The 24,756-nt window shown below is 71.5% G+C and carries 16 protein-coding genes; 4 read left to right on the top strand and 12 right to left on the bottom strand.

The genetic code is table 11. The features are described from left to right. The first annotated feature begins 116 nt into the window (after window positions 1-116). A complete protein-coding gene (locus ACZ4MF_RS29445) occupies window positions 117-5,054 on the top strand; it encodes an NAD-glutamate dehydrogenase (RefSeq protein ID WP_467494875.1) in 4,938 nt (1,645 codons plus the stop codon). Between the two features lie 103 nt (window positions 5,055-5,157). Next, window positions 5,158-6,681, top strand: a complete 1,524-nt coding sequence (locus ACZ4MF_RS29440; RefSeq protein WP_467494874.1) for a hypothetical protein — start codon at window positions 5,158-5,160, stop codon at window positions 6,679-6,681. A gap of 58 nt (window positions 6,682-6,739) precedes the next feature. Here ACZ4MF_RS29440 and ACZ4MF_RS29435 read toward each other — a convergent pair whose 3' ends face one another. The 4 genes from ACZ4MF_RS29435 to ACZ4MF_RS29420 form a co-directional block, all read right to left on the bottom strand. Then, window positions 6,740-8,416, bottom strand: a complete 1,677-nt coding sequence (locus tag ACZ4MF_RS29435; protein WP_467494873.1) for a glycosyltransferase family 2 protein — start codon at window positions 8,414-8,416, stop codon at window positions 6,740-6,742. After that, a complete protein-coding gene (locus ACZ4MF_RS29430) occupies window positions 8,413-10,620 on the bottom strand; it encodes a CDP-glycerol glycerophosphotransferase family protein (RefSeq protein ID WP_467494872.1) in 2,208 nt (735 codons plus the stop codon). Before ACZ4MF_RS29430 ends, ACZ4MF_RS29435 begins: the two co-directional genes overlap by 4 nt. Window positions 10,621-10,852: 232 nt before the next feature. Further along, on the bottom strand, window positions 10,853-11,677 hold the full coding sequence (locus ACZ4MF_RS29425; protein ID WP_467494900.1) for an ABC transporter ATP-binding protein: 825 nt from the start codon (window positions 11,675-11,677) through the stop codon (window positions 10,853-10,855). Window positions 11,678-11,738: 61 nt separating this feature from the next. Further along, entirely contained in the window at window positions 11,739-12,650 is a 912-nt protein-coding gene (locus ACZ4MF_RS29420) for an ABC transporter permease (protein ID WP_467494871.1), read from the bottom strand. 200 nt (window positions 12,651-12,850) lie between these two features. Between ACZ4MF_RS29420 and ACZ4MF_RS29415 the strand changes: the two genes are divergently transcribed. Next, the gene (locus ACZ4MF_RS29415; RefSeq protein WP_467494870.1) at window positions 12,851-13,477 is read left to right on the top strand and encodes a TetR/AcrR family transcriptional regulator; all 627 of its coding nucleotides are present in this window, start codon (window positions 12,851-12,853) and stop codon (window positions 13,475-13,477) included. Between the two features lie 25 nt (window positions 13,478-13,502). On the opposite strand, the gene ACZ4MF_RS29410 is transcribed toward ACZ4MF_RS29415, so the two are convergent. The 4 genes from ACZ4MF_RS29410 to ACZ4MF_RS29395 all read right to left on the bottom strand — a co-directional run bounded on the left by ACZ4MF_RS29410 (window position 13,503) and on the right by ACZ4MF_RS29395 (window position 17,948). After that, window positions 13,503-14,456 (bottom strand): ADP-ribosylglycohydrolase family protein, encoded by a 954-nt coding sequence (locus tag ACZ4MF_RS29410; protein WP_467494869.1) that lies wholly within the window; start codon window positions 14,454-14,456, stop codon window positions 13,503-13,505. 9 nt (window positions 14,457-14,465) lie between these two features. Continuing rightward, a complete protein-coding gene (gene galE / locus ACZ4MF_RS29405; protein ID WP_356031697.1) occupies window positions 14,466-15,446 on the bottom strand; it encodes a UDP-glucose 4-epimerase GalE in 981 nt (326 codons plus the stop codon). Window positions 15,447-15,563: 117 nt separating this feature from the next. Then, a complete protein-coding gene (locus ACZ4MF_RS29400; protein WP_467494899.1) occupies window positions 15,564-17,252 on the bottom strand; it encodes a glycosyltransferase family 2 protein in 1,689 nt (562 codons plus the stop codon). Window positions 17,253-17,423: 171 nt separating this feature from the next. Next, window positions 17,424-17,948, bottom strand: coding sequence for a MarR family winged helix-turn-helix transcriptional regulator (locus ACZ4MF_RS29395; protein ID WP_467494868.1), 525 nt, complete (start codon window positions 17,946-17,948; stop codon window positions 17,424-17,426). Window positions 17,949-18,074: 126 nt separating this feature from the next. On the opposite strand from ACZ4MF_RS29395, the gene ACZ4MF_RS29390 reads away from it, so the two are divergent. Then, complete coding sequence (locus ACZ4MF_RS29390; protein WP_467494867.1) at window positions 18,075-18,488, top strand: organic hydroperoxide resistance protein; 414 nt, start codon at window positions 18,075-18,077, stop codon at window positions 18,486-18,488. Here ACZ4MF_RS29390 and ACZ4MF_RS29385 read toward each other — a convergent pair. The 4 genes from ACZ4MF_RS29385 to ACZ4MF_RS29370 form a co-directional block, all read right to left on the bottom strand. Further along, window positions 18,478-20,697 carry a bifunctional glycosyltransferase/CDP-glycerol:glycerophosphate glycerophosphotransferase gene (locus ACZ4MF_RS29385; protein ID WP_467494866.1) on the bottom strand — a complete coding sequence of 740 codons (2,220 nt, stop codon included), beginning with the start codon at window positions 20,695-20,697 and terminating at the stop codon, window positions 18,478-18,480. The genes ACZ4MF_RS29390 and ACZ4MF_RS29385 overlap by 11 nt on opposite strands. Window positions 20,698-20,966: 269 nt before the next feature. Further along, a complete protein-coding gene (locus ACZ4MF_RS29380) occupies window positions 20,967-21,875 on the bottom strand; it encodes a carbohydrate ABC transporter permease (protein WP_467494865.1) in 909 nt (302 codons plus the stop codon). After that, window positions 21,872-23,230 carry a carbohydrate ABC transporter permease gene (locus ACZ4MF_RS29375; RefSeq protein ID WP_467494864.1) on the bottom strand — a complete coding sequence of 453 codons (1,359 nt, stop codon included), beginning with the start codon at window positions 23,228-23,230 and terminating at the stop codon, window positions 21,872-21,874. Before ACZ4MF_RS29375 ends, ACZ4MF_RS29380 begins: the two co-directional genes overlap by 4 nt. A 7-nt stretch (window positions 23,231-23,237) precedes the next feature. Continuing rightward, window positions 23,238-24,617, bottom strand: a complete 1,380-nt coding sequence (locus tag ACZ4MF_RS29370) for an ABC transporter substrate-binding protein (RefSeq protein ID WP_467494863.1) — start codon at window positions 24,615-24,617, stop codon at window positions 23,238-23,240. Window positions 24,618-24,756 lie beyond the last annotated feature (139 nt).

The following is a 24,756-nucleotide window of genomic DNA, read 5'->3' as shown; positions in this document are numbered from 1 at the left end:
TCGCGGCATAGCGTCTGAGCGGTCCGGACACCCCGGGCTGTGGCGTCGAGCCGGAGGGAAAGAGACCGTACTTCCTTCTACGTCACGCAACGGCGCGCGACAGGAGTCAGAGGACAATGCAGACCAAGCTGGACGAAGCCAAGGCCGAGCTGCTCGGAAGGGCCGCCCGGGTAGCTGAGAACAGCCCGGTCGGGGGGCACCTACCGACCGGGACCGCGGGCGAGGGCTCCCCGGACACCCCGGACAGCGAGTCCGTGCTCGCGTTCCTCCAGCGGTACTACCTGCACACCGCCCCGGAAGACCTCGCCGACCGCGACCCGGTCGACGTCTTCGGCGCCGCGGTCTCCCACTACCGTCTCGCCGAGACCCGCCCCCAGGGCACGGCGAACGTGCGGGTCCACACCCCGACCGTGGAGGAGAACGGGTGGACCTGCAGCCACAGCGTGGTCGAGGTCGTCACCGACGACATGCCCTTCCTGGTCGACTCGGTCACCAATGAGCTGACCCGGCAGGGACGCGGCATCCACGTCGTCGTCCATCCGCAGTTCGTCGTCCGGCGTGATCTGACCGGCAATCTGCTGGAGGTCCTGCCGACCCCGCCCGCCGGCGACCTCCCGCACGACGCGCACTTCGAGTCCTGGATCCACGTCGAGATCGACCGGGAGACGGACCGCGCCGACCTGAAGCAGATCACCGCCGATCTGCTGCGCGTCCTGTCCGACGTCCGCGAGGCCGTCGAGGACTGGGAGAAGATGCGCGCCACGGCGACCCGGATCGCCGACGAGCTGCCGGCCGACCCCGCCCCCGGCGACCTGGCCAAGGCCGAGGTCGAGGAGGCGCGCGAGCTGCTGCGCTGGCTGTCCGACGAGCACTTCACCTTCCTCGGCTACCGCGAGTACGAGCTGCGCGACGACGACACGCTCGCCGCCGTGCCCGGCACCGGCCTCGGCGTCCTGCGTTCCGACCCGCAGCACGCCGAGGACGATCAGCACCCGGTCAGCCCGTCCTTCGAGCGGCTGTCGGCCGACGCCCGCGCCAAGGCCCGCGAGCACAAGCTCCTCGTTCTGACCAAGGCGAACAGCCGGGCCACCGTGCACCGGCCGTCGTACCTGGACTACGTCGGGGTCAAGAAGTTCGACGCGGACGGCAACGTCGTCGGCGAGCGGCGGTTCCTCGGGCTCTTCTCGTCCGCCGCGTACACCGACTCCGTGCGCCGGGTCCCCGTCGTCCGCCGCAAGGTCGACGAGGTGCTGCACCGCGCCGGGTTCTCGCCGAACAGCCACGACGGCCGTGACCTGCTCCAGATCCTGGAGACCTACCCGCGCGACGAGCTGTTCCAGACGCCCGTCGCCGAGCTCCAGTCCATCGTCACCTCCGTGCTCTACCTCCAGGAGCGCCGCCGGCTGCGGCTGTACCTGCGCCAGGACGAGTACGGGCGCTACTACTCGGCCCTCGTCTACCTCCCGCGCGACCGCTACACCACGGGTGTCCGGCTGCGGATCATCGACATCCTCAAGGAGGAGCTCGGCGGCATCAGCGTCGACTTCACCGCCTGGAACACCGAATCGATCCTGTCCCGGCTGCACTTCGTCGTCCGCGTCCCGCCGGGCACCGTGCTGCCCGAGCTGTCGGACGCCGACCGCGACCGCATCGAGGCCCGTCTCGTCGAGGCCGCCCGCTCCTGGGCCGACGCGTTCGCCGAGGCGCTGACCGCCGAGTGCGGCGAGGAGCACGCGGCCGAGATGCTGCGCCGCTACGGCACCGCGTTCCCCGAGGGCTACAAGGCCGACCACACGCCGCGTGCCGCGGTCGCCGACCTGGTCCACCTGGAGCAGCTCGGCGGGGACAAGGCCTTCAGCCTGAGCCTGTACGAGCCGGTGGGCGCGGGTCCCGAGGAGCGCCGGTTCAAGATCTACCAGAAGGGCGGCTCGGTCTCCCTCTCGCAGGTGCTGCCGGTGCTCAGCCGCCTCGGCGTCGAGGTCACCGATGAGCGGCCCTACGAGCTGCGCTGCTCGGACCGTACGACCGCGTGGATCTACGACTTCGGTCTGCGCGTGCCCCAGGCGGCGGGCGGCGGGGAGCACCTCGGCGACGACGCCCGTGACCGCTTCCAGGAGGCCTTCGCCGCCACCTGGACCGGCAAGGCCGAGAACGACGGCTTCAACGCGCTCGTGCTGGGCGCCGGGCTGTCCTGGCGGCAGGCGATGGTGCTGCGTGCCTACGCCAAGTACCTGCGCCAGGCCGGTTCGACCTTCTCGCAGGACTACATGGAGGACACCCTCCGCAACAACGTCCACACCACCCGGCTGCTCGTCTCGCTGTTCGAGGCGCGGATGTCGCCGGACCGGCAGAAGGCCGGCCTGGAGATCACGGACGCGCTGCTGGAGGAGCTGGACGCGGCCCTGGACCAGGTGGCGAGCCTGGACGAGGACCGGATCCTGCGGTCCTTCCTCACCGTCATCAAGGCGACGCTGCGCACGAACTTCTTCCAGGAGAAGGGCGACGGCACGCCGCACGACTACGTCTCCATGAAGTTCGACCCGCAGGCCATCCCCGACCTGCCCGCGCCGCGCCCGGCGTTCGAGATCTGGGTGTACTCGCCGCGCGTCGAGGGCGTGCACCTGCGCTTCGGCAAGGTCGCGCGCGGCGGTCTGCGCTGGTCCGACCGGCGTGAGGACTTCCGTACCGAGATCCTCGGCCTGGTCAAGGCGCAGATGGTGAAGAACACCGTCATCGTGCCGGTCGGCGCCAAGGGCGGCTTCGTCGCCAAGCAGCTGCCGGACCCGGCCAAGGACCGCGACGCGTGGCTGGCCGAGGGCGTCGCCAGCTACAAGACGTTCATCTCGGCGCTGCTCGACATCACCGACAACATGGTCGCCGGCGAGGTCGTGCCCCCGCAGGACGTGGTCCGCCACGACGGCGACGACACCTACCTGGTGGTCGCCGCCGACAAGGGCACCGCGACGTTCTCGGACATCGCCAACGGGGTCGCCGAGAAGTACAACTTCTGGCTGGGCGACGCCTTCGCCTCCGGCGGCAGCGCGGGCTACGACCACAAGGGCATGGGCATCACCGCGCGCGGCGCCTGGGAGTCCGTCAAGCGGCACTTCCGCGAGCTGGGCGTGGACACGCAAGGCCAGGACTTCACGGTCGTCGGCATCGGTGACATGTCCGGTGACGTGTTCGGCAACGGCATGCTGCTCTCCGAGCACATCCGGCTGGTCGCCGCCTTCGACCACCGGCACATCTTCATCGACCCGACCCCGGACGCGGAGACCTCGTACGCCGAGCGCCGCCGCCTGTTCGAGCTGCCCCGCTCCTCCTGGGCGGACTACAACACCGAGCTGCTGTCGGCGGGCGGCGGGATCTTCCCGCGCAGCGCCAAGTCGATCCCGGTGAACGCCCATGTCCGCGAGGCCCTCGGCATCGAGGGCAAGGTCACCAAGATGACCCCGGCCGACCTGATGAAGGCGATCCTGCACGCGCCGGTGGACCTGCTGTGGAACGGCGGCATCGGCACGTACGTGAAGTCGTCGGCCGAGTCCAACGCCGACGTCGGCGACAAGGCCAACGACGCCATCCGCGTCGACGGCGAGGACCTGCGCGTCAAGGTCGTCGGCGAGGGCGGCAACCTGGGTCTGACCCAGCTCGGCCGGATCGAGTTCGCCCGGCACGGCGGCAAGATCAACACCGACGCGATCGACAACAGTGCCGGTGTGGACACCTCCGACCACGAGGTGAACATCAAGATCCTGCTGAACGGCCTGGTCGCGGACGGCGACATGACCGTCAAGCAGCGCAACAAGCTCCTCGCCGAGATGACCGACGAGGTCGGCGCCCTGGTGCTGCGCAACAACTACGCGCAGAACACCGCCCTGGCCAACGCCCTCTCGCAGGCGGGCGCCATGCTCCACGCCCAGCAGCGGTTCATGCGCCACCTGGTGCGCGAGGGGCACCTGGACCGGGCGCTGGAGTTCCTGCCGACCGACCGCCAGATCCGTGAGCGGCTCGGCCAGGCGCAGGGCCTGACCAGCCCGGAGACGGCCGTCGTCCTGGCGTACACGAAGATCACGGTCGCCGAGGAGCTGCTGCGCACCTCGCTGCCGGACGACCCGTACCTGCGCGGCCTGCTGCACGCGTACTTCCCGACGGCCCTGCGGGAGCGGTTCGCCGAGGCGATCGACAACCACCCGCTGCGCCGCGAGATCACCACGACCGTGCTGGTCAACGACACGGTCAACACGGGCGGCACGACGTATCTGCACCGGCTGCGCGAGGAGACCGGTGCCTCCCTGGAGGAGGTCGTGCGGGCGCAGACCGCGGCCCGTGCCATCTTCTCCTCGGCTCCGGTGTGGGACGCGGTCGAGGCCCTGGACAACAGGGTCGACGCCGCCGTCCAGACCCGCATCCGGCTGCACTCGCGCCGGCTGGTCGAGCGCGGCACGCGCTGGCTGCTCAACAACCGGCCGCAGCCGCTCCAGCTCGCCGAGACGGTCGAGTTCTTCGCCGAGCGGGTCGAGCGGGTCTGGCAGGAGCTGCCGAAGCTGCTGCGCGGCGCGGACCTGGAGTGGTACCAGCACGTGTACGACGAGCTGTCCGCCGTCGGCGTCCCGGACGAGCTCGCCACGCGCGTGGCCGGTTTCTCCTCGGCCTTCCCGACGCTGGACATCGTCTCGGTGGCCGACCGCACGGGCAAGGAGCCGCTCGACGTCGCCGACGTCTACTACGACCTCGCCGACCGGCTGTCCATCACCCAGCTGATGGACCGCATCAGCGACCTGCCCCGCAACGACCGCTGGCAGTCCATGGCCCGCGCCTCCATCCGCGAGGACCTGTACGCGGCCCACGCGGGGCTCACTGCGGACGTGCTCGCGGCCGGCAACGGCACCTCGACGCCGGGGCAGCGGTTCGAGGCCTGGGAGCAGAAGAACTCCGCGATCCTGGGCCGGGCGCGCACCACCCTGGAGGAGATCCGCAGCTCGGACTCCTTCGACCTCGCCAACCTGTCGGTGGCGATGCGCACGATGCGGACGCTGCTGCGCACGCACTCGTAAGGTCCGCACGTAAGGAAGGCACCGAAGACGCCCCGGGCACCCAGCGGCCCGGGGCGTCTCGCTTCTTGCCGACCGTTAAGAAACCTCGGCTAGGGTCAGCAGGATGCACGCCGCACCGTCTGACACCGAGCCCGTGAGCCGCACGGAGCCGCCGCAGAACCCCACCGCACGGGCCGGCCGGGCCCTGCCCCAGGCCGTCGCCGCTCTCGTCGTGGTGCTGCTGCTCCTCGTGATCGTCCGCCTGCCCTGGGCGGGCGACCTCGGCATGCACGCGGCCACCATCGAGCGCCTGCGCCACAACCTGCTGCATCCCGGCAACCCGCTGGTCGACGCGGACACGCCGAGCCCGTACTACTCGCCGTGGATGCTGGTGCTGGGCCTGGTCGCCAAGCTCACCGGCCTGTCGGTGTTCGTCGTCCTGCGCATCGCCGCGGTCGTCGGCCTCGGCCTGCTGGTCACGGGCGTGTGGCGGTACGTCCGCACCCTCAGCGCCCACCGCGCCGCACCCGCCCTCGCCCTGCTGAGCCTGGTCCTGCTCTGGGGCCCGGTGCTGTTCAACTGGTCCGGGTTCGTGGGCCTGAACTCGCTGGCGTTGACGGTGTCGTACCCGAGCGTGTTCGCGATCGGCCTCACCTTCCACTTCTGGGCGTGGCTGACGCGCGCGCTGCGCGCGAGCGAGCCGGTGGCATGGGCGCACTGGGCGGCGCTGGGCCTGCTGTGGGCCGTGATCCTGCTCAGCCACCAGTTCACCGGAGTCGTCTCGTCCCTGGGCGCGCTGGCCATGGTGATCGCGGCCCGGCCCTCCCGCCAGGTGCTGCTGCGGCTGGCCGCCGCGCTGGCGCTGGGCATGCTGCTGCTGGGCCTGTGGCCGTACTACGACTTCTTCTCCCTGTTCTCGGCGGGCTCGGACCTGGAGGCCATCCACAAGCCGCTCTACGAGCAGCTGGCCGGGCACTTCGGCTTCGTCCTGCTGGGCGTGGCGGCCCTCGTCCTGCGCTTTCGGCGCGACCGCTGGGACCCGCTGGTGCTGTTCTTCGCCCTGGGCGCGCTGATGTTCGCCGCGGGCGGGCTGACCGGCCACTACTCCTGGGGCCGCGCGCTGCCCGCCGCGCTGATCCCGGCCCAGCTCGCGGCCGCGCTGGAGGCCGTGACGGCGGTGCGAAGCCGCGCGTGGGCGAGGACCGGCTGGGCGTGCGTGCTCGGCGCCGTACTGGCCGTGGGGGCGTGGACGCAGGCCGGGACGCTCGGGTACGTGATCCCGAAGGGCGCGCTGCCGTCGGCCGTCGCGGACAAGTACCACACGCCGTGGGTGGGCTACCACTGGATCACGCCGTGGGCGAAGTACGGCGACGTGGTGATGGCAGAGACGTTCCCGGCGCGGCAGATCCCCGCGTACGGGCCGTACACCGTGACGCCCGGCTATCCCGACTTCTTCCTGCCGGACGAGAAGCAGCGGGACGCGGCGGTGTCGCACTACTTCGCCACGGGCACGTCCGCCGCCGAACGGCAGGCGATCCTGCGGAAGTACCAGGTGCGGTGGGTCGTCGGGTCGAAGAGCCTGGCCGGACCCGGGTTGAAGAAGGTGACGACGGGTCCCGGGCACCAGGTCCTGTACCGCGTGGTGTGACGCCGGAAGGGGCGCGGGGAAGTCCCCGCGCCCCTTCGGCACAACGGCACCGGAACGGCTACCGGAGCACGCTCGACAGCAGCTTCGCCGCCTTACGGATCTTGGGCCGCGCCACCTTCTTGATGACCGGGCGGATCACCTTGGCCGTCACGCCCACCGGGCGCCAGCGGATCTGCAGGCGGCCGGGGTTGCGGCCCTCCGGCTCGATCGTGACGTCGTGCGGGGTCGCGCCCGAGCGGTACTCGATGCGCGCCGTGACCGCCGGGAAGTCCAGCGGGGCCAGCAGGACGCCCGAGTGGGCCAGACCCTGCTGCTGGAGCCGGATCTGGGGGTGCCGCAGGCCCTCGAAGCCCTGGAGCGGGACGGGAGCCGCCGCCAGGTCCAGGCGCACCGTGCCCTCGAAGAGGCCGGGGCTGATGGGGTCGAGACGGAAGGGGACCGTCATCCGCTTGTTGCCGGGCGACAGCAGCAGGCTCGCGCGCTGCGGGCCCACCGGCAGGCGCAGGCCCGGGTCGTACGTGCGGATCGAGAGCGTCAGGGCGGCCCCGCGCTCGCGCTTCAGCTCCGTGATCTCGTGGCGGAACTGCGCACTCGGGAACGGACGCGTGTCCAACTCCAGGTCGGACAGGTCCAGTTCGCGGCGGGCGCGGTCGGTGGCCGGGACCTCGCCGCCCCAGTACGGGACGCCCGACGCGTCGGCCGTGACCTGGCGGGGTGCCACCTTGTCGCCGAGACCGCGCGCCGCGAGCTGGGCGTCGGCCAGGCGGCCGTCCCGCAGCAGCCCCAGCACCACCCGCTCCGGACGCGGCAGCCGGGCGTAGGCGCCGTCGGCCAGCGTGTCCAGGTACGGGTTCATGATCTCGGCGAAGGAGCGCATCCACTCCTCGTCGCGGTAGGGCAGGTCGCCCGCGTACATCCGGAAGTCGTGCTTGAGGAACTTGAAGTCCTTGTCCTCGCGCAGCCCCGCGTGCCCGCTCTCGACCAGGAAGTCGTCGATCATGCGCTGGACCTTGACCCGGTCCGCCACGTTCTGGACCTTGTGCCGCTGGTTGGAGATGGACGCCGAGGCGGCCGCCGCGAACGGGTCGATGTACCAGACGTACACCGGGTCCGGGATGATCGTGAACGCCGTCGCCAGGCAGTAGGCCTGGGCCGAGAACAGCTGGTCCTCGTAGTGGATGCCCTCGGGGAAGCGCAGGTCGTGCCGGTCGAGGAAGGACCGCGCGTACATCTTGCTGGTCGACAGGTGCTCGAACAGCAGGCGCGGGTCCTTCTCGATGCCCTCGACGGTGCGCCTCTCGGTCACCAGGTGCGGCATCCACGTCGAGCGCCTGCCGTTGTCCACCCGCACGCGGCGGACCGCGCCCATGGTGAAGTCGACCTCGCGCTCACGGTGCGCGGCGAGCAGCAACTCCACCGCGCGGGGCGGGAGTTCGTCGTCGCTGTCGAGGAACATCAGATACGGCGCCCGGGCGATCTCGACGGCCCGGTTGCGCGGGGCGCTGCAGCCGCCGCTGTTCTCCGGCAGCCGCAGGTAGCGCACGCGCTCGTCCTGCGCCTCCAGCCGGCGCGCCACGGTGGGCGTGTCGTCGGTGGAGTGGTCGTCACTGATGATGATCTCGATGTTCGCGTGCGTCTGTGCGCGCAGCGACTCCACGGCCCGGGGCAGGCGCTCCGCGTCGTTGAAGACGATGACCGTGACCGTGACGTCAGGGGTCGTGGTCGTGGTCGTCATGCCGAGGCCTCCTCGGGGGTCGGGGCGGGGGTGCGGTCCTCGAGCGGGAGCACCGGGGGCAGGGAGTCCTCCGGCTCGCCGAGGAACACCCGGCGTACGACCCGTTCGGCGGCGCGGCCGTCGTCGTACTCGCAGAAGCGGCGGCGGAACGCGGCCCGTGCCTTCGCCGCGCACTCGCCCTGCCAGGCGCCGGAGACGAAGATCTCCGTCAGCTCCTCCTGGGTGCGCGCGACCTGGCCGGGGTGGTCTTCCATCAGGTCGAAGTAGACACCGCGGGTGGTCCGGTAGGTCTCCCAGTCGTCGGCGTAGACGACGATCGGGCGGTCCAGGTTGGCGTAGTCGAACATGATCGACGAGTAGTCCGTGACCAGCGCGTCGGCGGCCAGGCACAGCTCCTCGACGGGGTCGTAGGAGGAGACGTCGATGATCCGGCCGGAGCGGCGCAGGCCGGTGAGCGGGGAGGCGGCTCCGCCGTAGAAGTAGTGCGCGCGCACCAGCAGGACCGTGTCCTCGCCGAGCCGGTCGGCGAATTCCGCGAGGTCCAGGCGGGGGGTGAAGCCGGCCTCGTAGTCGCGGTGGGTCGGGGCGTACAGCACGGCCTTCTTGCCGGGGGCGATGCCGAGGCGGCGGCGGGCGGCGCGGACGTCGTCGGCGGTGGCCGTGTAGAAGACGTCGTTGCGCGGGTAGCCGTAGTCCAGCGAGGTGAAGCGGGCCGGGTAGGCACGCTCCCACATACGGGTCGAGTGGCTGTTGGCGCTGACGCTGTAGTCCCACTTGTCGATACGGCCCAGCAGCGCGTCGAAGTCCAGGCCCTTGGCGGCGGCCGGGTGCTCCATCTGGTCCAGGCCCATGCGCTTGAGCGGGGTGCCGTGGTGGGTCTGGAGGTGGATCGCGTCCGGGCGCTTGACCACCGCGTTGGGGAAGTTGACGTTGTTCACCAGGTACTTGGCGGTCGCCATGGTCTCCCAGTAGCGGCGGGTGCCGGGGATGACGTAGTCGGTGCCGGGCGGCAGCAGGGCCTCGTTGCTCTTCGACACCACCCACACCGGGTGGATGTGCGGGGCCAGTTCGGCCATCTTGGCGGCGATCGCGGCCGGGTTGCAGGCCACACCGCGCTCCCAGTAGGCGGCGAACACGGCCAGGTGCGGGTTGACCGGGCGGCTCAGCGCGCGCTGGTACTGCTGGTCGCGCAGCCTGGCGCCCAGCTCCTTCTTCCGGCTCTTGACGGCCTTCTTGGCGGCGCGTCGGGTGCGGTTGGCGGCCTGGAAGGCGCGGTACTTGGTGTACGCGCCCTCCTCCAGCAGCGCGTGCCGCACGCCCTCCACGCCCGCCGGGCGCTCGTGGTTCTCGGGGCGCCAGCGGACGGCGACGAGGGAGGCGCGGCGGAAGAACTCGCGCGCGACCGCGTCGGGGAGGTTCTCGCCGGCGAAGGTGCGCACCAGGTCGCGCATCATCAGGTCGTACAGCACCGCGCGGGTGGCGCGGCGGTCCTTGGTGAGCGGGAGCAGCGACTCGTAGCGGTCGATGAGCGCGAAGCGGTCCTCGGGGTCGAGGGGCGGCAGGCTCTCGGGGCGCAGCTCGCGGTTCTCGTACGCCGCCTGGTTCAGGCAGGCGACCCGGCCGGCGTGCAGCAGGGTCGCGTGGGCGGCCTGCGGCTCGTCGCCGGCGGTGAGCTGCTCCTCGTGCGCCCGCCAGAAGTCGGCGCGCAGCGCGCGGTTGCCGAGGATCGGGGTGAGGCGCAGCAGGTCGGCGGCCTCGTTCAGGGGGAGGCCCTCGCGGCCGACGGCGGCGAGCAGGCGGCCGTCGCGGGAGGCCCGGGCGGCGGTCTGCCAGGTGGTGACGACGTGGTCGAAGAGGAGCACGTCCACCGGGGCGCCGGGCTCGGCGTCGAGTTCGGCGGTGCGCTCGGCGAGCTGGCGCGGGGCGCCGGCGGGCAGGCCGTCCTTGGCGTGCACGAAGTGCAGCCAGCGGCCGGAGGCGCGGGCGGCGCCGGCCGCGCGGGCGGCGGCGTCCCCGGTGCCCTCCGGAAGGGGCACGACGATCGTCTCCGGAGCGTGGCCCTCGGCGGTCTCCCGGGCCCAGTCGCCGACCGCGGCGACGATGATCTCGGCGTCGAGGAGGGGATGGGCTTCCACGGAGTCCAGCAGCTCTGTCAGGTGCCCCTGTGCGTTCGGTCCGTAGACGATGACGCTGAGTTGGGGCATCGCAGTGGACTCCTTAGATCGTCGGTTCAGGCCACCCTTCATAACATACTGTCACTAAGCGTATGAAAAGGATAACCGGGGTGGAGTAAGAGGGCGGCCGGATGAGGGGCCCAGAGTGGAAGACGAACTTCCGCGGCCTGGGGTTTCTCCCGACGTAACTTTCCAGCCGCCTTCTTACTGTCGTTCTTGTGATCTGCTTACTCAAGCCCTTGCGGGCCGCTTACCCGGGGGGTCAGGCCGCCTTCTTCTTGGCGCCCTTCTCGCCGCTGAAGGCCTCGTACTCCTTCATGACGTCCTCGGTCGGACCGTCCATGCGCAGCTCGCCGCGTTCCAGCCAGATGGTCCGCTCGCAGGTGTCGCGGATCGACTTGTTGTTGTGGCTGACCAGGAACACCGTGCCCGCCTTCTCGCGCAGCTCGCGGATCCGGTCCTCGGAGCGCATCTGGAACCTGCGGTCGCCGGTGGCGAGGGCCTCGTCGATCAGCAGGACGTCGTGGTCCTTGGCGGCGGCGATGGAGAAACGCAGACGCGCGGCCATACCGGAGGAGTACGTGCGCATCGGAAGGGTGATGAAGTCACCCTTCTCGTTGATCCCGGAGAAGTCGACGATGTCTTGATATCGCTCCCTGACCTCTTCACGGGACATGCCCATGGCGAGGCCGCCGAGCCAGACGTTGCGCTCGCCCGTGAGGTCGTTCATCAGAGCCGCGTTGACGCCGAGGAGCGAGGGCTGGCCGTTGGTGTAGATGTGGCCGTTCTCCACCGGGAGCACGCCGGCGATCGCCTTGAGCAGGGTCGACTTGCCGGAGCCGTTGGTGCCGATCAGGCCGACCGCCTCGCCCTTGTAGGCGACGAACGAGACCTTCTTCACGGCGTGCACCGTGCGCACGCCCGCCGCCTTCTCGGCCTGCTTGCGGCGCATGATGCGGTTGAGGGCGGCGGTGGCGGAGCCGCGGCCGGAGCCGGTGCCGTGGACGCGGTAGACGATGTCGACGTTGTCGACCACGATCGTGGGGACCGTCTTGGCCTTCGCGAGGCGCTCGTACCGCTCGCGCATCGCGCGTGCCTCGGGGGACTCGGCCTCGTTGCCTGGGAGTTCGGGGTTCTGGGGAGTCTGCTCAGCCACGGCCGTACTTCTCCTCTGCCTTCCAGAAGTAGATGAAGCCGCCGACGCCGGCGACCAGGGCCCAGCCGACGGCGAGCGGCCACACGTGCGGGGGCAACTGCTTGGCGTGGAAGCTGGCGATCAGCGCGTAGCGCATGAGGTCGATGTAGACCGCGGCCGGGTTGCTCTCCAGCAGGATCGTGACGATGTGCGGCAGGTGGTCGCTCTTGGTGAGCTTGCTGATGCTCCACATCACGCCGGACATGTACATCCAGGTGCGCAGGATGAACGGCATCAGCTGGGCGATGTCGGGGGTCTTGGCGCCCATCCGCGCCATGAGCAGCGACATGCCCGCGTTGAACACGAACTGGAGGACCAGTGTGGGGATCACCAGCAGCCAGCCGATGGTGATCGGCAGGCCGTAGCAGAGCACGATGACGACCAGCGCGGCCATCGAGAACAGCAGCTGCTGGAGCTGCTGGATGCAGAAGGAGATCGGCAGGGCGGCGCGCGGGAAGTGCAGGGCGCGCACCAGGCCGAGGTTGCCGGAGATCGCCCGGGTGCCGACCTGGATCGAGCTCTGCGTGAACGTCCACACGAACACGCCCGTGACCAGGAACGGGATGTAGTCCGGCACGCCCTTCTTGGAGTTGAGCAGCACGCCGAAGATGAAGTAGTAGACCACCGCGTTCAGCAGCGGCGTCATGACCTGCCAGACCTGGCCGAGCTTCGCCTCGCTGTACTGCGCGGTGAGCTTGGCGGTGGCGAAGGCGGTGATGAAGTGGCGCCGGTTCCACAGCTGGCGGACGTACTCGGGCAGGGTCGGGCGGGCACCGCTGACCGTCAGGCCGTGCCGGGCGGCGAGGGCCGAGAGATCGTCTTCCGGGACCTGGGTGGGGGGCGGTGTGTCGAGGACCTGGCTCACATCCGCTGCTTTCGCTCGGGGGAGGGGGGTGCGCGTCCGGCCGGCCGCCGGGGCGCGTCGAGACGGTCGTCCGATGTTTCCTTACGCTTCTCTTCACGTTCTCTTACGTCGGGACGAGACCGTATCGTCGCAACGCGAGACTAGAGCCAATCGACGTCGGAACGCAACCGTATCGTCGTCGCGCACCTATGCTGTGAGTCATGACGACGAACGCCGACGAGATCCCGAAGCGTGCACGCCGCAGGACGCCTGCCGGGGCCGCCGTGCTCCGGGAGGACGTGACCGAGGCCATCCGGGCCGCGGTCTTCGAGGAGCTCGCGGCGGTGGGCTACGCCCGCATGTCCATCGAGGGCATCGCGCGCCGGGCGGGCGTCGGCAAGACCGCCGTGTACCGCCGGTGGCGTTCCAAGCTGCACCTGGTGCTCGACGTGGTCTCGGCGATGGCGGTCCTGGGCCTCCCGGCCCCGGACACGGGCGCTCTGGAGAGCGACCTCCGCCTCCTGTACGAGGTCACGTCCCGCGCCCTGCGCCATCCGGTGGCCTCGCAGATCATCCCCGACCTCCAGGCCGAGGCGGCCCGCAACCCCGAGATCGCCGAGGCCTTCCAGAAGGCCCTGCGCGACGGCCAGGAGGGCGTGGCCAGCAAGATCCTCGCGGCGGCGGAGTCGCGGGGCGAGGTCCGGCCCGGCATCGACCCCGACCTCGCCCTGGACCTGGTCTCGGGCCCCCTGTACTGGCGCGCGGTGGTGATCAGGTCCCCGAAGCCGCCGAAGGGCTACCTGGAGAGTCTGGCCCGGGCCACGGCGGGCGCGCTGAAGGCTCTGTAGACGCGCGGCGCGGGGGTCGCGTGGGCTACGGGGCGAGGAGCCCGTGGGCCAGTTCCGTCAGGTCCGCGGCCCGCAGCACGCGAGCGCCGAAGCCCGGCAGCGGTACGTGCAGGGGTTCGGTCCAGCGGGCCGGGATCGCGCTCAGGCCGTACACCGCGCCCGCCAGCGCGCCGGTGACCGCCGCCACCGTGTCCGTGTCACCGCCGAGGTCGACCGCCGCGCGGACCGCTTCCTCGTACGAGCCCGTGGTCCGCAGGGCCCAGACCGCCGAGCCCAGGCACGGCCAGACGGCGCCGTTGAATTCCGTCGCCTGATCGGGGTGCCAGTCGGGGGCGAGGACCACGGCGTAGCGCTCACGGTGGGCGGGGTGCAGGGCGCTCAGGGTGTCCGGTACGGCCGTGAGCGGGTCCGCCCCCGCCAGGGCCACCCGGACCAGCTCGTGCAGGACGGCCGTGCCCTCCCAGGCCGCCGGATCCCCGTGTGTGAGGGCGGAGAGGCGGCGGGCGGCGGTCATCGTCGCGTCGCGGCCGTGCCGGGCGAAGCGGACCGCCGAGGGTGCCGCCCGCATCAACGCGCCGTTGCCGGCGGCCCGTTGACTGACCTGGAAGTGGCGCAGGGCGGCCGTGTCCCACGGGTCGCCGCCGGTCAGGACGGCCTCCGTCTGGAGGCCGATGTCCTTCGGGCCGGCGGTCGCCCAGCGCCGGAAGCGGGCGAAGACGTCCGGCAGGTCCAGGCGGCCGCGCTCCAGCAGGGACGCGGCGGTCAGGACCGCCAGCTGCGTGTCGTCCGTGGCCTCGCCCGGGTCCCAGCCGCCGCCCCCGCACATCTCGCCGCCCGCGCCCGGCCGGGGGAAGCGGGCGGAGAACGCGCCCTCGGGGCCGAACTCGAAGGGCGCTCCGAGGGCGTCGCCCACGGCCGAGCCGAGTACGGCGCCGAGGGCGCGGTCGGCGAGACGCGCGGGGCGGGAACCGGCGGTCACGCCCGCAGGCTAGTCACGGGCCGCCTCGGGGTGGTGGTGGACCCAGCCCTCCCAGGCCGAGGTGATCATGTCCTGGACGTCGTACTTGGCCTGCCAGCCCAGTTCCGTGGCGATGCGCTCCGCCGAGGCGACGACACGCGCGGGGTCGCCGGGGCGGCGCGGGGTGACCGTCGGGGGACGGTCGTAGCCGGTGACCGCGTTGATGCGGTCGATCATCTCGCGCACCGACACGCCCTCGCCGCGGCCGATGTTCAGGGTCAGGTCCGTGCCGGGGGCGGAGCTCAGGGCGCGGGCGACGGTCACGTGCGCCTCGGCCAGGTCGACCACGTGGATGTAGTCGCGCACGCAGGTGCCGTCCGGTGTGGCGTAGTCGTCGCCGAAGATGCGCGGCGGCGCGCCCTCGGTGAGCTTCTCGAAGACCATCGGGATCAGGTTGAAGACCCCGGTGTCGGCGAGTTCGGGGGTGGCCGCGCCCGCCACGTTGAAGTAGCGCAGGGACGCGGTGGACAGGCCCGTCGCCTTGCCCGTCGCACGGACCAGCCACTCACCGGCCAGCTTCGTCTCGCCGTACGGGGACATCGGGACGCAGGGGGTCTCCTCCGTCACCAGGTCGACGTCCGGCATGCCGTAGACCGCCGCCGAGGAGGAGAACAGGAAGGACGGCACCTCCGCCGCCGTGACCGCCTCCAGGAGCACCCGCAGGCCTTCCACGTTCTCCCGGTAGTAGTGCAGCGGGAGGTCCACCGACTCGCCCACCTGCTTCTTCGCCGCGAGGTGCACGACCCCGCTGATCTCGTGCTCGGCGAGGGTGCGGGCCACCAGCTCCGCGTCCAGCGTGGAGCCCCGCACCAGCGGGACGTCCGCCGGCAGGCGCTCGGCGATGCCCGTGGACAGGTCGTCGTACACGACCGTGCGCTCGCCCGCCTCGGTCATCGCTCGTACGACGTGTGCCCCGATGTATCCGGCACCGCCGGTGATCAGCCAGGTCATGGAAAGGCCGTCCTCTTGTCCGTTGGCCCGTGGAACCGCTCGGTGGAGCAGCGGGCGTCTCTCAGTGAAGCAGCAGATGTGGGGGTGCGTGACGGTACACGCGTGCGTACCGGCTGTTTACCGGCGCTTCAGGCGCTTCAGGCGCCTCCGCGCCACCCGTGCCGCGCCGCCCACGCCGCTCGCCAGCCGCACGGCCAGCGCGCCGGAGTGCGTCGCGTACGGCTGCACCAGTAGCACACCGTGCCGCAGGCTCGGGACGGCGCGGCGGCGCAGCCGGCCGGCGCCCGTCGTGGCGTGCGCCGTGATCTCCCGCCGCGCGCCGTCCGCGAAGTGCACGGTGAGCCGCAGATCCCAGGTGCCCGCGCCGAGCACCGCCAGATCGACCGGCACCTCGGCCGTCCAACTGCCCGCGTCGGCATCCGCGTTCGCGCCCGTGCCGGAGGGGATGAGCGGGACCGTCGTACGCCCCCGCGTGTGCTCGATGTCCGCGCGGTTCTCGCGGTTCTCGCGCGCCACCCACTCCACGTCCAGCCCGCCCGGCCCGGCCTCGGCGACCCGGCCGTACAGCTCGTGCAGCCGCAGGCGCACCCGCGCGCCACGCGCGCGTGCGTCCAGTTCCGCGTCCACCGTGATCGGCAGGGTAGCGGTGGGGCGGGTCAGGAGCGGCGTCAGGGAGACCTGGGGGAGGTCCGCGGACCAGACGGGGAGACCGTCGCCGTCGCGGGCGTACGGCGGCAGCAGACGCGCCGGGCGCGCGGCGAGCTCCCGCAGGCGCGGCAGGTCGCGCGGCTCGGGCGCCGCAAGGACGACGCGCGCGAGCACGCGGCCCGGCGCCCCCGGGTCCAGCTCCCAGTCGGCGGCGTCGTAGCGCGCGAGGTACTCCTTGGTGTGCGTCCACCACGCGCGCTGGTAGTCCGCGTCGCGCAGCCCCAGTTCGCGCGCGTACATCCGCACCTCGTGGTCGAGGAACTTCGCCCGCGCCGCCCGCGCCAGCTCCTTCTGCCCGGCGTTCAGCAGCGTCTCGTACGCCAGCGCGCACGCCTCCGTGCGCGCCTGCCAGTTCTCGATGCGCTCCCGGTCCAGCGAGAGCGACAGCCGTTCGGCGGACCGGCGCACGTGCCACACGTACACGCGGTCCGGGACGAGCGCCATGCGCGGGTCGGCGGCCAGCACGCGCGAGGTGAAGACGATGTCCTCGTAGAGGAAGCGGCCGTCGGGGAAGCGGATGCCGTGTTCGCGCAGGAAGTCGGTGCGGTACAGCTTGTTGACGCACAGCGTGTCGTGGACCAGTCGGGGGCGCTCGGTGGGGCGCGCGAGGACCGTGTGCGCCGTGTAGAGGGGCTCCTGCCAGGGCGTCTCGCGCCCCGAGGGCAGCTCCCGGCGCACGCACAGTCCGCCCGTGACCTCGGCACGCGCCCCCGTGGCCGCCGCCAGCAGCGCGTCCACCGCACCGGCCGGCAGCACGTCGTCGCTGTCCAGGAACATCACGTACGGTGCGGTCACCGCCTCGATGCCGTCGTTGCGCGGGCTGCCGCAGCCGCCGCTGTTCACCTCGCGGCGCACCACCCGCAGCCGGGGCTCCTCGGCGGCCAGCCGGTCGAGCAGGTCGGCGCTGCCGTCCGTGGAGCAGTCGTCCACGGCCACGACCTCGGCGACGGCCGGACCCTGCGCGAGCGCCGAGCGCACGGCATCGCCCACATGAGCGGCGTCGTTGTAGCCGATGACGATCACACCGACCTGCGCCGGCCGTGCCGGTGCGGTGGGCGTCTCGGTTGGCTCAGGCGTGCTGTGCGGGTCAGGTCGCATGGGGTCCACGGGCCGGGAGCGTAGAAATCTTCGGTAATACCCGGTTAAGAAAGGCTTACGGCTCGGCCCGGAAGATGATCGGAATCGGCCTCGGGTTCCGCTTTTTGCGTCCTCTTTTCATCACCTGTGCCGTGCGCCACAACCGGATGAACGAGAGTACTGCGGCAGCCGTCACGAGCCCGTCGCGGGCGAGCCCCCGCCCCGGCTCGCCAGCGCCGCCGCGTCCAGCGTGCCGGTGAGCTGGTCCAGGCGGTCGCGCAGGTCGGCGATCTCGGCCGGGTCGAAGCCGGTCGCGGCGACGATGCGGCGCGGCACCTCCCGGGCCCGTTCGCGCAGGGCCGTGCCCTCCTCGGTGAGCCGGACCCGGACCGAGCGCTCGTCCTCGGCGCTGCGCTCCCGGCGTACCAGACCGGCCGCCTCCAGCCGCTTGACCAGCGGAGACAGCGTGCCGGAGTCGAGCCGCAGATGTTCGCCGAGCTGCTTGACCGGCAGGTCGCCCTGCTCCCACAGCACCAGCATCACCAGGTACTGCGGGTAGGTGAGTCCGAGGTCCTTGAGGACGACGCGGTAGACGCCGTTGAAGGCGCGGGACGCGGCGTGCAGGGAGAAGCAGATCTGGCGGTCCAGGCGGAGCCAGTCGGACTCGGCGTCCGCGGGGGCGCCGACGGTGTCGGTGGTGGGGGTCGTGGCGGTCATGGGTCCAGGGTAGCTCTCGCGGGTCATTCGATTGCGCACAATTTAGTTGTGTGCTCTACTTGTGGTCGTGAGGCGGCCAGGACAGGTGGCCGCCGGAACACCGACTCCGTAAAGGGAATGGTTCTCATGGACGCGCTCTACACCGCTGTCGCCACCGCCACCCACGGCCGCGACGGTCGTGCCGTCTCCTCCGACGGCAAGATCGACCTCAAGCTGGCCCCGCCGGTCGAGCTGGGCGGCAACGGCGAGGGGACCAACCCCGAGCAGCTCTTCGCCGCCGGTTACGCCGCGTGCTTCGGCAGCGCGCTCGGTCTCGTCGGCCGGCAGGCGAAGGTCGACGTCAGCGACGCCGCGGTGACCGCCGAGGTGGGCATCGGCAAGCAGGGCGAGGGCTTCGGGCTGAAGGTGACGCTGCGCGTCGAGCTGCCCGACACCGTGGACGAGGAGACCGGCCGCAAGCTGGTCGAGACCGCTCACCAGGTCTGCCCCTACTCCAACGCCACCCGCGGCAACATCGAGGTCGACCTCGTCATCGAGTGACCCGCACACCCCCGGAAGGCTGCGGCACGGTGACCGCCGGGGCGCGTGTGCAGGCCGACGGCACCGGATGGCGCTCCGCGAGCGGCACCACCGCCGGCAGCGCCTCCGGCGGCTGGCCGAGCACCACATGCCGTACGACGCGTTCGGCGGCGCGCCCGTCGTCGTACGGGCAGAAGCGCTCGCGGAACGCCGCCCGCAGCTGGGCCGAGCGCGAGCCGCGCCAGTGGCCGCTCGCGAAGATGTCGGCCAGCTCGTCCTCGCTGCGCGCGACCGCGCCCGGCGGGAACGCCCGCAGGTCGAAGTAGGCGCCACGGGCCGCCTCGTACGCCGCCCAGTCGGCGGTGTGCACGACGATCGGCCGGTCCAGGCACGCGTAGTCGAACATCAGCGACGCGTAGTCGGTGAGCAGCGCGTCCGAGGCCAGGCAGAGGGACGGCACGCTCGGGTGGTCGCGGACGTCGATGATCCGGCCGCCCCCGGCGCCCGGGTCGTAGGGCGTGCGCGCCAGGATCACGAAGCGCGGGCCGAGGCGGCGGGCGATCTCCGCCAGGTCGATCAGCGGGCCCTGGGTGCGCCGGTGGTCGCGGTGGGCCGGCGCGTACAGGATCGCGACCGCGCCGGGCGGGACGCCGAGCGACTCGCGCAGCCGGGTCACGTCCGCCGAGGTCGCCCGCTGGAAGACGTCGTTGCGCGGGGCGCCGTACTCCAGCGTGCGGTACCGGCCCGGCAGGACCCGCTCCCAGACCAGCGTCGCGTGCCGGTTGCCGGACAGGACGTGGTCCCACTGGTCGACGGCCCGCATCAGCGCCGCGAAGTCGGTGTCCCGGGCCGCCGCCGGGCGTTCCAGCAGGTCCAGGCCCATGTGCCCGAGCGGCGTGCCCTGTCCGGTCCGGATCACCACCTGCCCGCGCCGCTTGCGCAGCCGCCGCTCCAGGGCGTCGTCCGTGACCAGGTACGCGGAGCGGGCCAGTGCCGTCCAGTAGGCGGCCGTGCCGGGACGGATGTGGCGCGGGCCCGGTGGGAGGGCGTGCCGCTGCTCGGGGCGGGCGAGCCACGCGGTCCGGATGTGCGGGGCGTGGGCGCGCAGCGCCTCCTCCAGCGCACCCGGGTCGCCGGGGCCCGCCTCGGCGGAGAACACCGCCCGGTCGGCGCGCACCGGCAGCCGCAGCTGGACGCGGTAGTGCAGCCGCAGTGCCCCCGCGTGCAGGGCGCGGGCCAGCTTCACCGCCGTCCTCAGCGCGCGCCGGCGCGCGGCCGAGGCCAGCCGGAGCGCGCGGAAGGTGCGGCGCAGCCCGAAGCGGACCAGGGCGTGGCGCGGCCGCATCCGGGCGCCGGGGATGCGGTACTGGCGGTAGTGGGCGCGGGCCCGGCGCAGGAACTCGGCGTGGCTGCCGCGCGGCAGCCGGCCCCGCCTGGTGCACACCGCCGCGTAGTGGTCGATCATCCGACGGAACAACTCCGGCCGCCACCGGTCCAGTTCGGGATGCTCCGCAAGGTACGCGAACACCCGGTCGTACTGCGTGAACAGGTCGAAGTGGCGACGGGCGGCGCCGGCGCGGACACTGCCCCGGCGCCGCTGCCGGTAGTGCACGCAGACCCGGTCCAGGGTGGCGATCGACTCCGCTGCCATGAGCACCGGGAAGGTCCAGGGGGTGTCCTCGTAGGAGCCCGGCGGGAAGGCGAAGCCGTGCCGCTCGACGAACTCCCGCCGGCAGGCCTTGTTCCAGGCCACCGTCAGCACCCTGAGCACGGCCGGCCGGTCGGCCAGCCGGAACGGCGCGGGGCCCTCCCCGGCGAGCCGGCCGGCGAGCCGGTTGCGCACCTGGCGGCCGTCCCAGTACGTGCGCGCGTAGTCGTACACGAGGACGTCCGGCTCCCCGGTCTCCTCGATCCGTTCGGCGAGCGCCCGCAGCGCGTCCGGGGCGAGCGCGTCGTCGCCGTCCAGGAAGACCAGGTATTCGCCGCCCGCCTCCGCCATCCCCGCGTTCCGGGCGCTGCCGAGCCCCTGGTCCTCCGCCAGGTGGACGGCCTTCACGCGCGCGTCCCCGGCCGCGTACTCGTCGATGAGCGCGCCGCAGGCATCCGGTGAGCAGGCGTCCACGGCGATCAGTTCCAGATCCGCACACGACTGCGTGAGCACCGAGTCCAGGCACTCGGACAGATAGGCCTGGACCTGGTACGCGGGGACAATGACACTGAACCTGGGCAAGGGGCATCCATCGGTGGTCGATCGGCGCGGGGGTCTGACCAGGAACGGCCGTTGGAGTGAATTGGTTACGGCGGCGTACGGCATGTGGGGGACCGCGCGGGAACGGCGAAGGGGCGGGCCCGGTGAGGCCCGCCCCTCGGCAGAGACCCGCCCCTCGGCAGAGTCCCGCCCTTCGGCAGAGGTCCGCCCTTCGGCAGAGGTCCGCCCTTCGGCAGAGGTCCGCCCCTCGGCAGAGGCCCGCCCTTCGGCAGAGGGCCGCTGCAGGACCGCTACTTCACCGCGCCCGCCATCACCCCGGACACGAACTGCCGCTGGAACGCGAAGAACACGGCCAGCGGGATCACCATGGAGATGAACGCGCCGGGCGCCAGCACGTCGACGTTGTTGCCGAACTGCCGTACCTGCGTCTGCAGGGCGACCGTGATCGGCTGGGTGCCCGACTTGGTGAACACCAGCGCGACCAGCATGTCGTTCCACACCCACAGGAACTGGAAGATGCCGAGGCTCGCGATCGCGGGCCCGCCGAGCGGCATCACCACCCGGGCGAACAGCCGCAGTTCACCGGCGCCGTCCAGCCGGGCCGCCTCCAGCAGCTCGCGCGGGATCTCCGCGAAGAAGTTCCGCAGCAGGAACACCGCGAACGGCAGCCCGAAGCCGGTGTGGAACAGGATCACGCCGAAGATCGTCCCGAACAGGCCGATCTTCCCGAACAGTTCGGCGATCGGGATCAGCGCCACCTGCACCGGCACCACCAGCAGGCTCACCACGCCCAGGAACCACCAGTCCCGGCCCGGGAAGTCCATCCACGCGAACGCGTAGCCCGCGAGGGAGCCGACCACGACGACCAGGACCGTCGCCGGGACGGTGATCAGCACGGTGTTCCACAGGGAACTGGTGATGTCGCCGTTCTCCAGCAGCTTCTGGTAGCTGTCGAAGGTCAGCTGGGACGGCTTGGTGAACACCGTCCACCAGCCGCTCGCGCTCATGTCCTGCGGGGAGCGCAGCGAGGCCAGCAGCAGACCGACGGTCGGCACCAGCCAGAACAGGCCCACGAGGATCAGGAAGACGCGGACCAGGCCGCCGCCGAGCCGCTGCGCGATGCGCGAGCCGAGGGACTCCTTCGCCCCCGCCGTCCGGGCGGGTCCGGCTTTCGTCGTGCTCTTGGCGGTCGCCGTCATCGCCGTACCTCCCGCTCCCGCCGCAGCCGCCGGATGTTGAACGCCATCACCGGGATCACCAGCACCAGCAGCAGCACCGCGATGGCGCTCGCGACGCCCGGCTGGTCCTCGGCGAAGCCCCTGCGGTACAGCTCCAGGGCGAGCACGTTCGCGTCGGCCTGGGAGGAGCCCGGGGCGATGATGTAGACGAGGTCGAACACCTTCAGCACGTTGATCATCAGCGTGACGGTGACGACCGCGAGGACGGGCGCCAGCAGCGGCACGGTGACCTTGCGGAACACCTGCCACTCGGTGGCGCCGTCCACCCGCGCCGCCTCCAGCAACTCCCGGGGCACGCCCGCGAGTCCGGCCGCGATCAGCACCATCGCGAAGCCCGCCCACATCCAGACGTACGCCCCGATGATCGCCGGGGTGACCAGCGTCGGGCCGAGCCACGAGACTCCGTTGTACGGCTCCCTGAAGTTGCTCGCCGGAAGCCTGAGCCGGGCCCCTTCGGCGGACGCGGGCAGCGTGAAGGTGCCGTCGCCGGCGGCCTTGGTGGAGGCGACCACCCCGCCGTCCTTCACCGCCTCGATCCGCATCCCGGCGTAGCCCAGCTCGGACGGGTCGGGCACGCCGAGCCGGCCGACGCCCTTGCCGCGGGTGAAGTCCTGCCAGGTGGTGCCGGTGATCTTCCCCGGCTCCGGCCTCGCGGCCACGGCCCTCTTCGCGCCGTCCGGCATCTGGTCGGGGGCGACGCCGACGAGGGGGAGGGTGACGCTCTGGCCCGTGTGTACGGCCGCCTTGGTGATGAAGCCGCCCTGCTGAGCGACGAGGGGCGACTCGCGGCCCGGGTGGGCGTTCGGGAACGCCGACGACTGCGCGAAGGTGTCGTGCACCCCCACCCACACCGCGTTCGCGACGCCCTTGTGCGGATCCTGGTCGTACACCAGCCGGAAGATGATCCCGGCCGCCAGCATCGAGATCGCCATCGGCATGAAGACGACCAGCTTGAACGCCGTTCCCCAGCGCACCCGTTCGGTCAGCACCGCGAAGACCAGGCCGAGCGCGGTGGAGACCGTCGGCGCGAACACCACCCAGATGACGTTGTTCTTGAAGGCTGTGCGGATGCTGTCGTCCAAGAAGAGCGTTTTGTAGTTGTCGCCTCCGGCGAAGCCGTGGCCGGAGTTGTCCACGAAACTGCGGACCAGCGAGTACCCGATGGGGTAGACCACGAGCGCGCCGAGCAGCACCAGGGCGGGCAGCAGGAACAGCGCTGCCACGGCCCGGCGGGTGCCGGTCACGCTCTTGCGGCTCTTGGCGGAGGGGGGTGCGCCGGGACCCGGTGGGGTCCCGGCCGCCGCTGCCGACGCCATCGCCGGGTCAGCTCCCGCTTCCGTACGCCGCCGCCGCGTCCTTCTCCAGCTTCGCCTGGGTGCCCGCCACGTCCGACGGGTTGCGCAGGAAGTCCTGGAGGTCCTTCCACTCACCCTTGCCCGGGGTGCCGCCGAAGGCCTGCGGCGCCTGGTCGGACATGTCGAAGCGGAAGTCGTCACCGGACGCGATCAGCGCCTTGGCGATCTTCTGCTGCACCTCGTTCGGGTACGCCGAGATCGGCACGTTCTTGTTCGGCGAGAGATAGCCGCCGAGCCTGGCCTGGATCGTCGCCGCGTCCGGGGAGGCGAGGAAGGTGACCAGGGCCTGGGCCGCCTTGGAGTCCTTCAGGATGACCGCCGCGTCGCCGCCGGAGACCACGGGCGCGCTCGCGCCGACCGCGGGGAACGGGAACACCTTCGCGTCCGTGCCCACCTTCGCCTTGGTCTCACCGATGTTGACCTGCACGAAGTCGCCCTCGTAGACCATCGCGGCCTTCGGCTGGTCGCCGCCGGTGAAGGTCTGGGTGACCGAGGCCGGGAACTCGGTCTGCAGCGCCCCGCTCTGCCCGCCCGCGAGGGAGTCCTTCTTGCCCCAGATCTGCGCGAGCGTTTCGAGGGCCTGCTTGACCGACGGATCCGTCCACTTGATCTTGTGCTGGGTGAGCTGGTCGTACTTCGCGGGCCCCGCCTGGGACAGATAGACGTTCTCGAACCAGTCCGTCAGCGGCCAGCCGTCCGCGCCCGGCACCGAGAACGGCGTGACCCCGGAGTCGTAGACCGCCTGCGCGGTGGTCAGCAGGTCCTTCCAGGTCTTCGGTTCCTTGGCGCCCGCGTTCGCGAAGACCTTGGCGTTGTACCAGATCAGCGACTTGTTGGCGGCCTTGTAGTAGACGCCGTACTGCTTGCCGTCGACCTTGCCGATGTCCTGCCAGCCCTGTGAGTAGTTCTTCCGCAGCTCCTTCAGGGCGTCCGCCCCGAGCGGTTTGGCCCACTTCTGCTGCACGGCCTGTTTGATGGCGCCGGGCTGCGGCAGCATCGCCACGTCCGGCGGCTGGCCGCCCGCGATCTTCGAGCCGAGGAAGTTGATGATCGGGTCCTGGGCGGGCACGAAGGTGACCTTCGCGCCGGTCCGCTTCTCGAACTCGGCCAGCACCTGCTTGAAGTTGCTCTGTTCCTGGCCGGTCCAGACGGCGGCGATCTCCAGGGTGGCGCCGTTCAGCTTGGGGAGGCTGACGGTGGAACCGGTCGGGGTGGTCCCGCCGCCCTGCTTCCCCGTGTCGCTCTTGTCGCCGCCGCCGGAGCACGCGGAGAGCGCGAGGGCTCCCGCGAGCAGGGCGGCGACCGTGGTGACGGTCCTGCGTGTCCGGATGGTGCTGCTGCTGCGCATCACTTCCCCGTTCGTCGTTCTCCGTTGAACGTCAAGAAGACTGTCCCGTGCGGTCCGGTGTACGACGGGCCGCTCATGGCGGGCAAGAGCGCCTGCGGGGCCGGAGCGGTCATCGTGACCGGCTCGTGACCGAGAGTGT

The organism is Streptomyces sp. NPDC025793 (assembly GCF_055558375.1).
The sequence above is the reverse complement of the archived record's forward strand: the minus strand, read 5'-3'. Positions and strand labels throughout refer to the sequence as shown.

Excerpts from the sequence above, each read along its gene's own strand:
- ACZ4MF_RS29375 (WP_467494864.1), bottom strand. The coding sequence starts at position 23,230 with ATGGCGTCGGCAGCGGCGGCCGGGACCCCACCGGGTCCCGGCGCACCC.
- ACZ4MF_RS29445 (WP_467494875.1), top strand. The coding sequence starts at position 117 with ATGCAGACCAAGCTGGACGAAGCCAAGGCCGAGCTGCTCGGAAGGGCC.
- ACZ4MF_RS29425 (WP_467494900.1), bottom strand. The coding sequence starts at position 11,677 with ATGCGCGAGCGGTACGAGCGCCTCGCGAAGGCCAAGACGGTCCCCACG.
- galE (WP_356031697.1), bottom strand. The coding sequence starts at position 15,446 with ATGACCTGGCTGATCACCGGCGGTGCCGGATACATCGGGGCACACGTC.
- ACZ4MF_RS29440 (WP_467494874.1), top strand. The coding sequence starts at position 5,158 with ATGCACGCCGCACCGTCTGACACCGAGCCCGTGAGCCGCACGGAGCCG.
- ACZ4MF_RS29395 (WP_467494868.1), bottom strand. The coding sequence starts at position 17,948 with ATGACCGCCACGACCCCCACCACCGACACCGTCGGCGCCCCCGCGGAC.
- ACZ4MF_RS29415 (WP_467494870.1), top strand. The coding sequence starts at position 12,851 with ATGACGACGAACGCCGACGAGATCCCGAAGCGTGCACGCCGCAGGACG.
- ACZ4MF_RS29380 (WP_467494865.1), bottom strand. The coding sequence starts at position 21,875 with ATGACGGCGACCGCCAAGAGCACGACGAAAGCCGGACCCGCCCGGACG.
- ACZ4MF_RS29430 (WP_467494872.1), bottom strand. The coding sequence starts at position 10,620 with ATGCCCCAACTCAGCGTCATCGTCTACGGACCGAACGCACAGGGGCAC.
- ACZ4MF_RS29400 (WP_467494899.1), bottom strand. The coding sequence starts at position 17,252 with ATGCGACCTGACCCGCACAGCACGCCTGAGCCAACCGAGACGCCCACC.
- ACZ4MF_RS29370 (WP_467494863.1), bottom strand. The coding sequence starts at position 24,617 with ATGCGCAGCAGCAGCACCATCCGGACACGCAGGACCGTCACCACGGTC.
- ACZ4MF_RS29435 (WP_467494873.1), bottom strand. The coding sequence starts at position 8,416 with ATGACGACCACGACCACGACCCCTGACGTCACGGTCACGGTCATCGTC.
- ACZ4MF_RS29390 (WP_467494867.1), top strand. The coding sequence starts at position 18,075 with ATGGACGCGCTCTACACCGCTGTCGCCACCGCCACCCACGGCCGCGAC.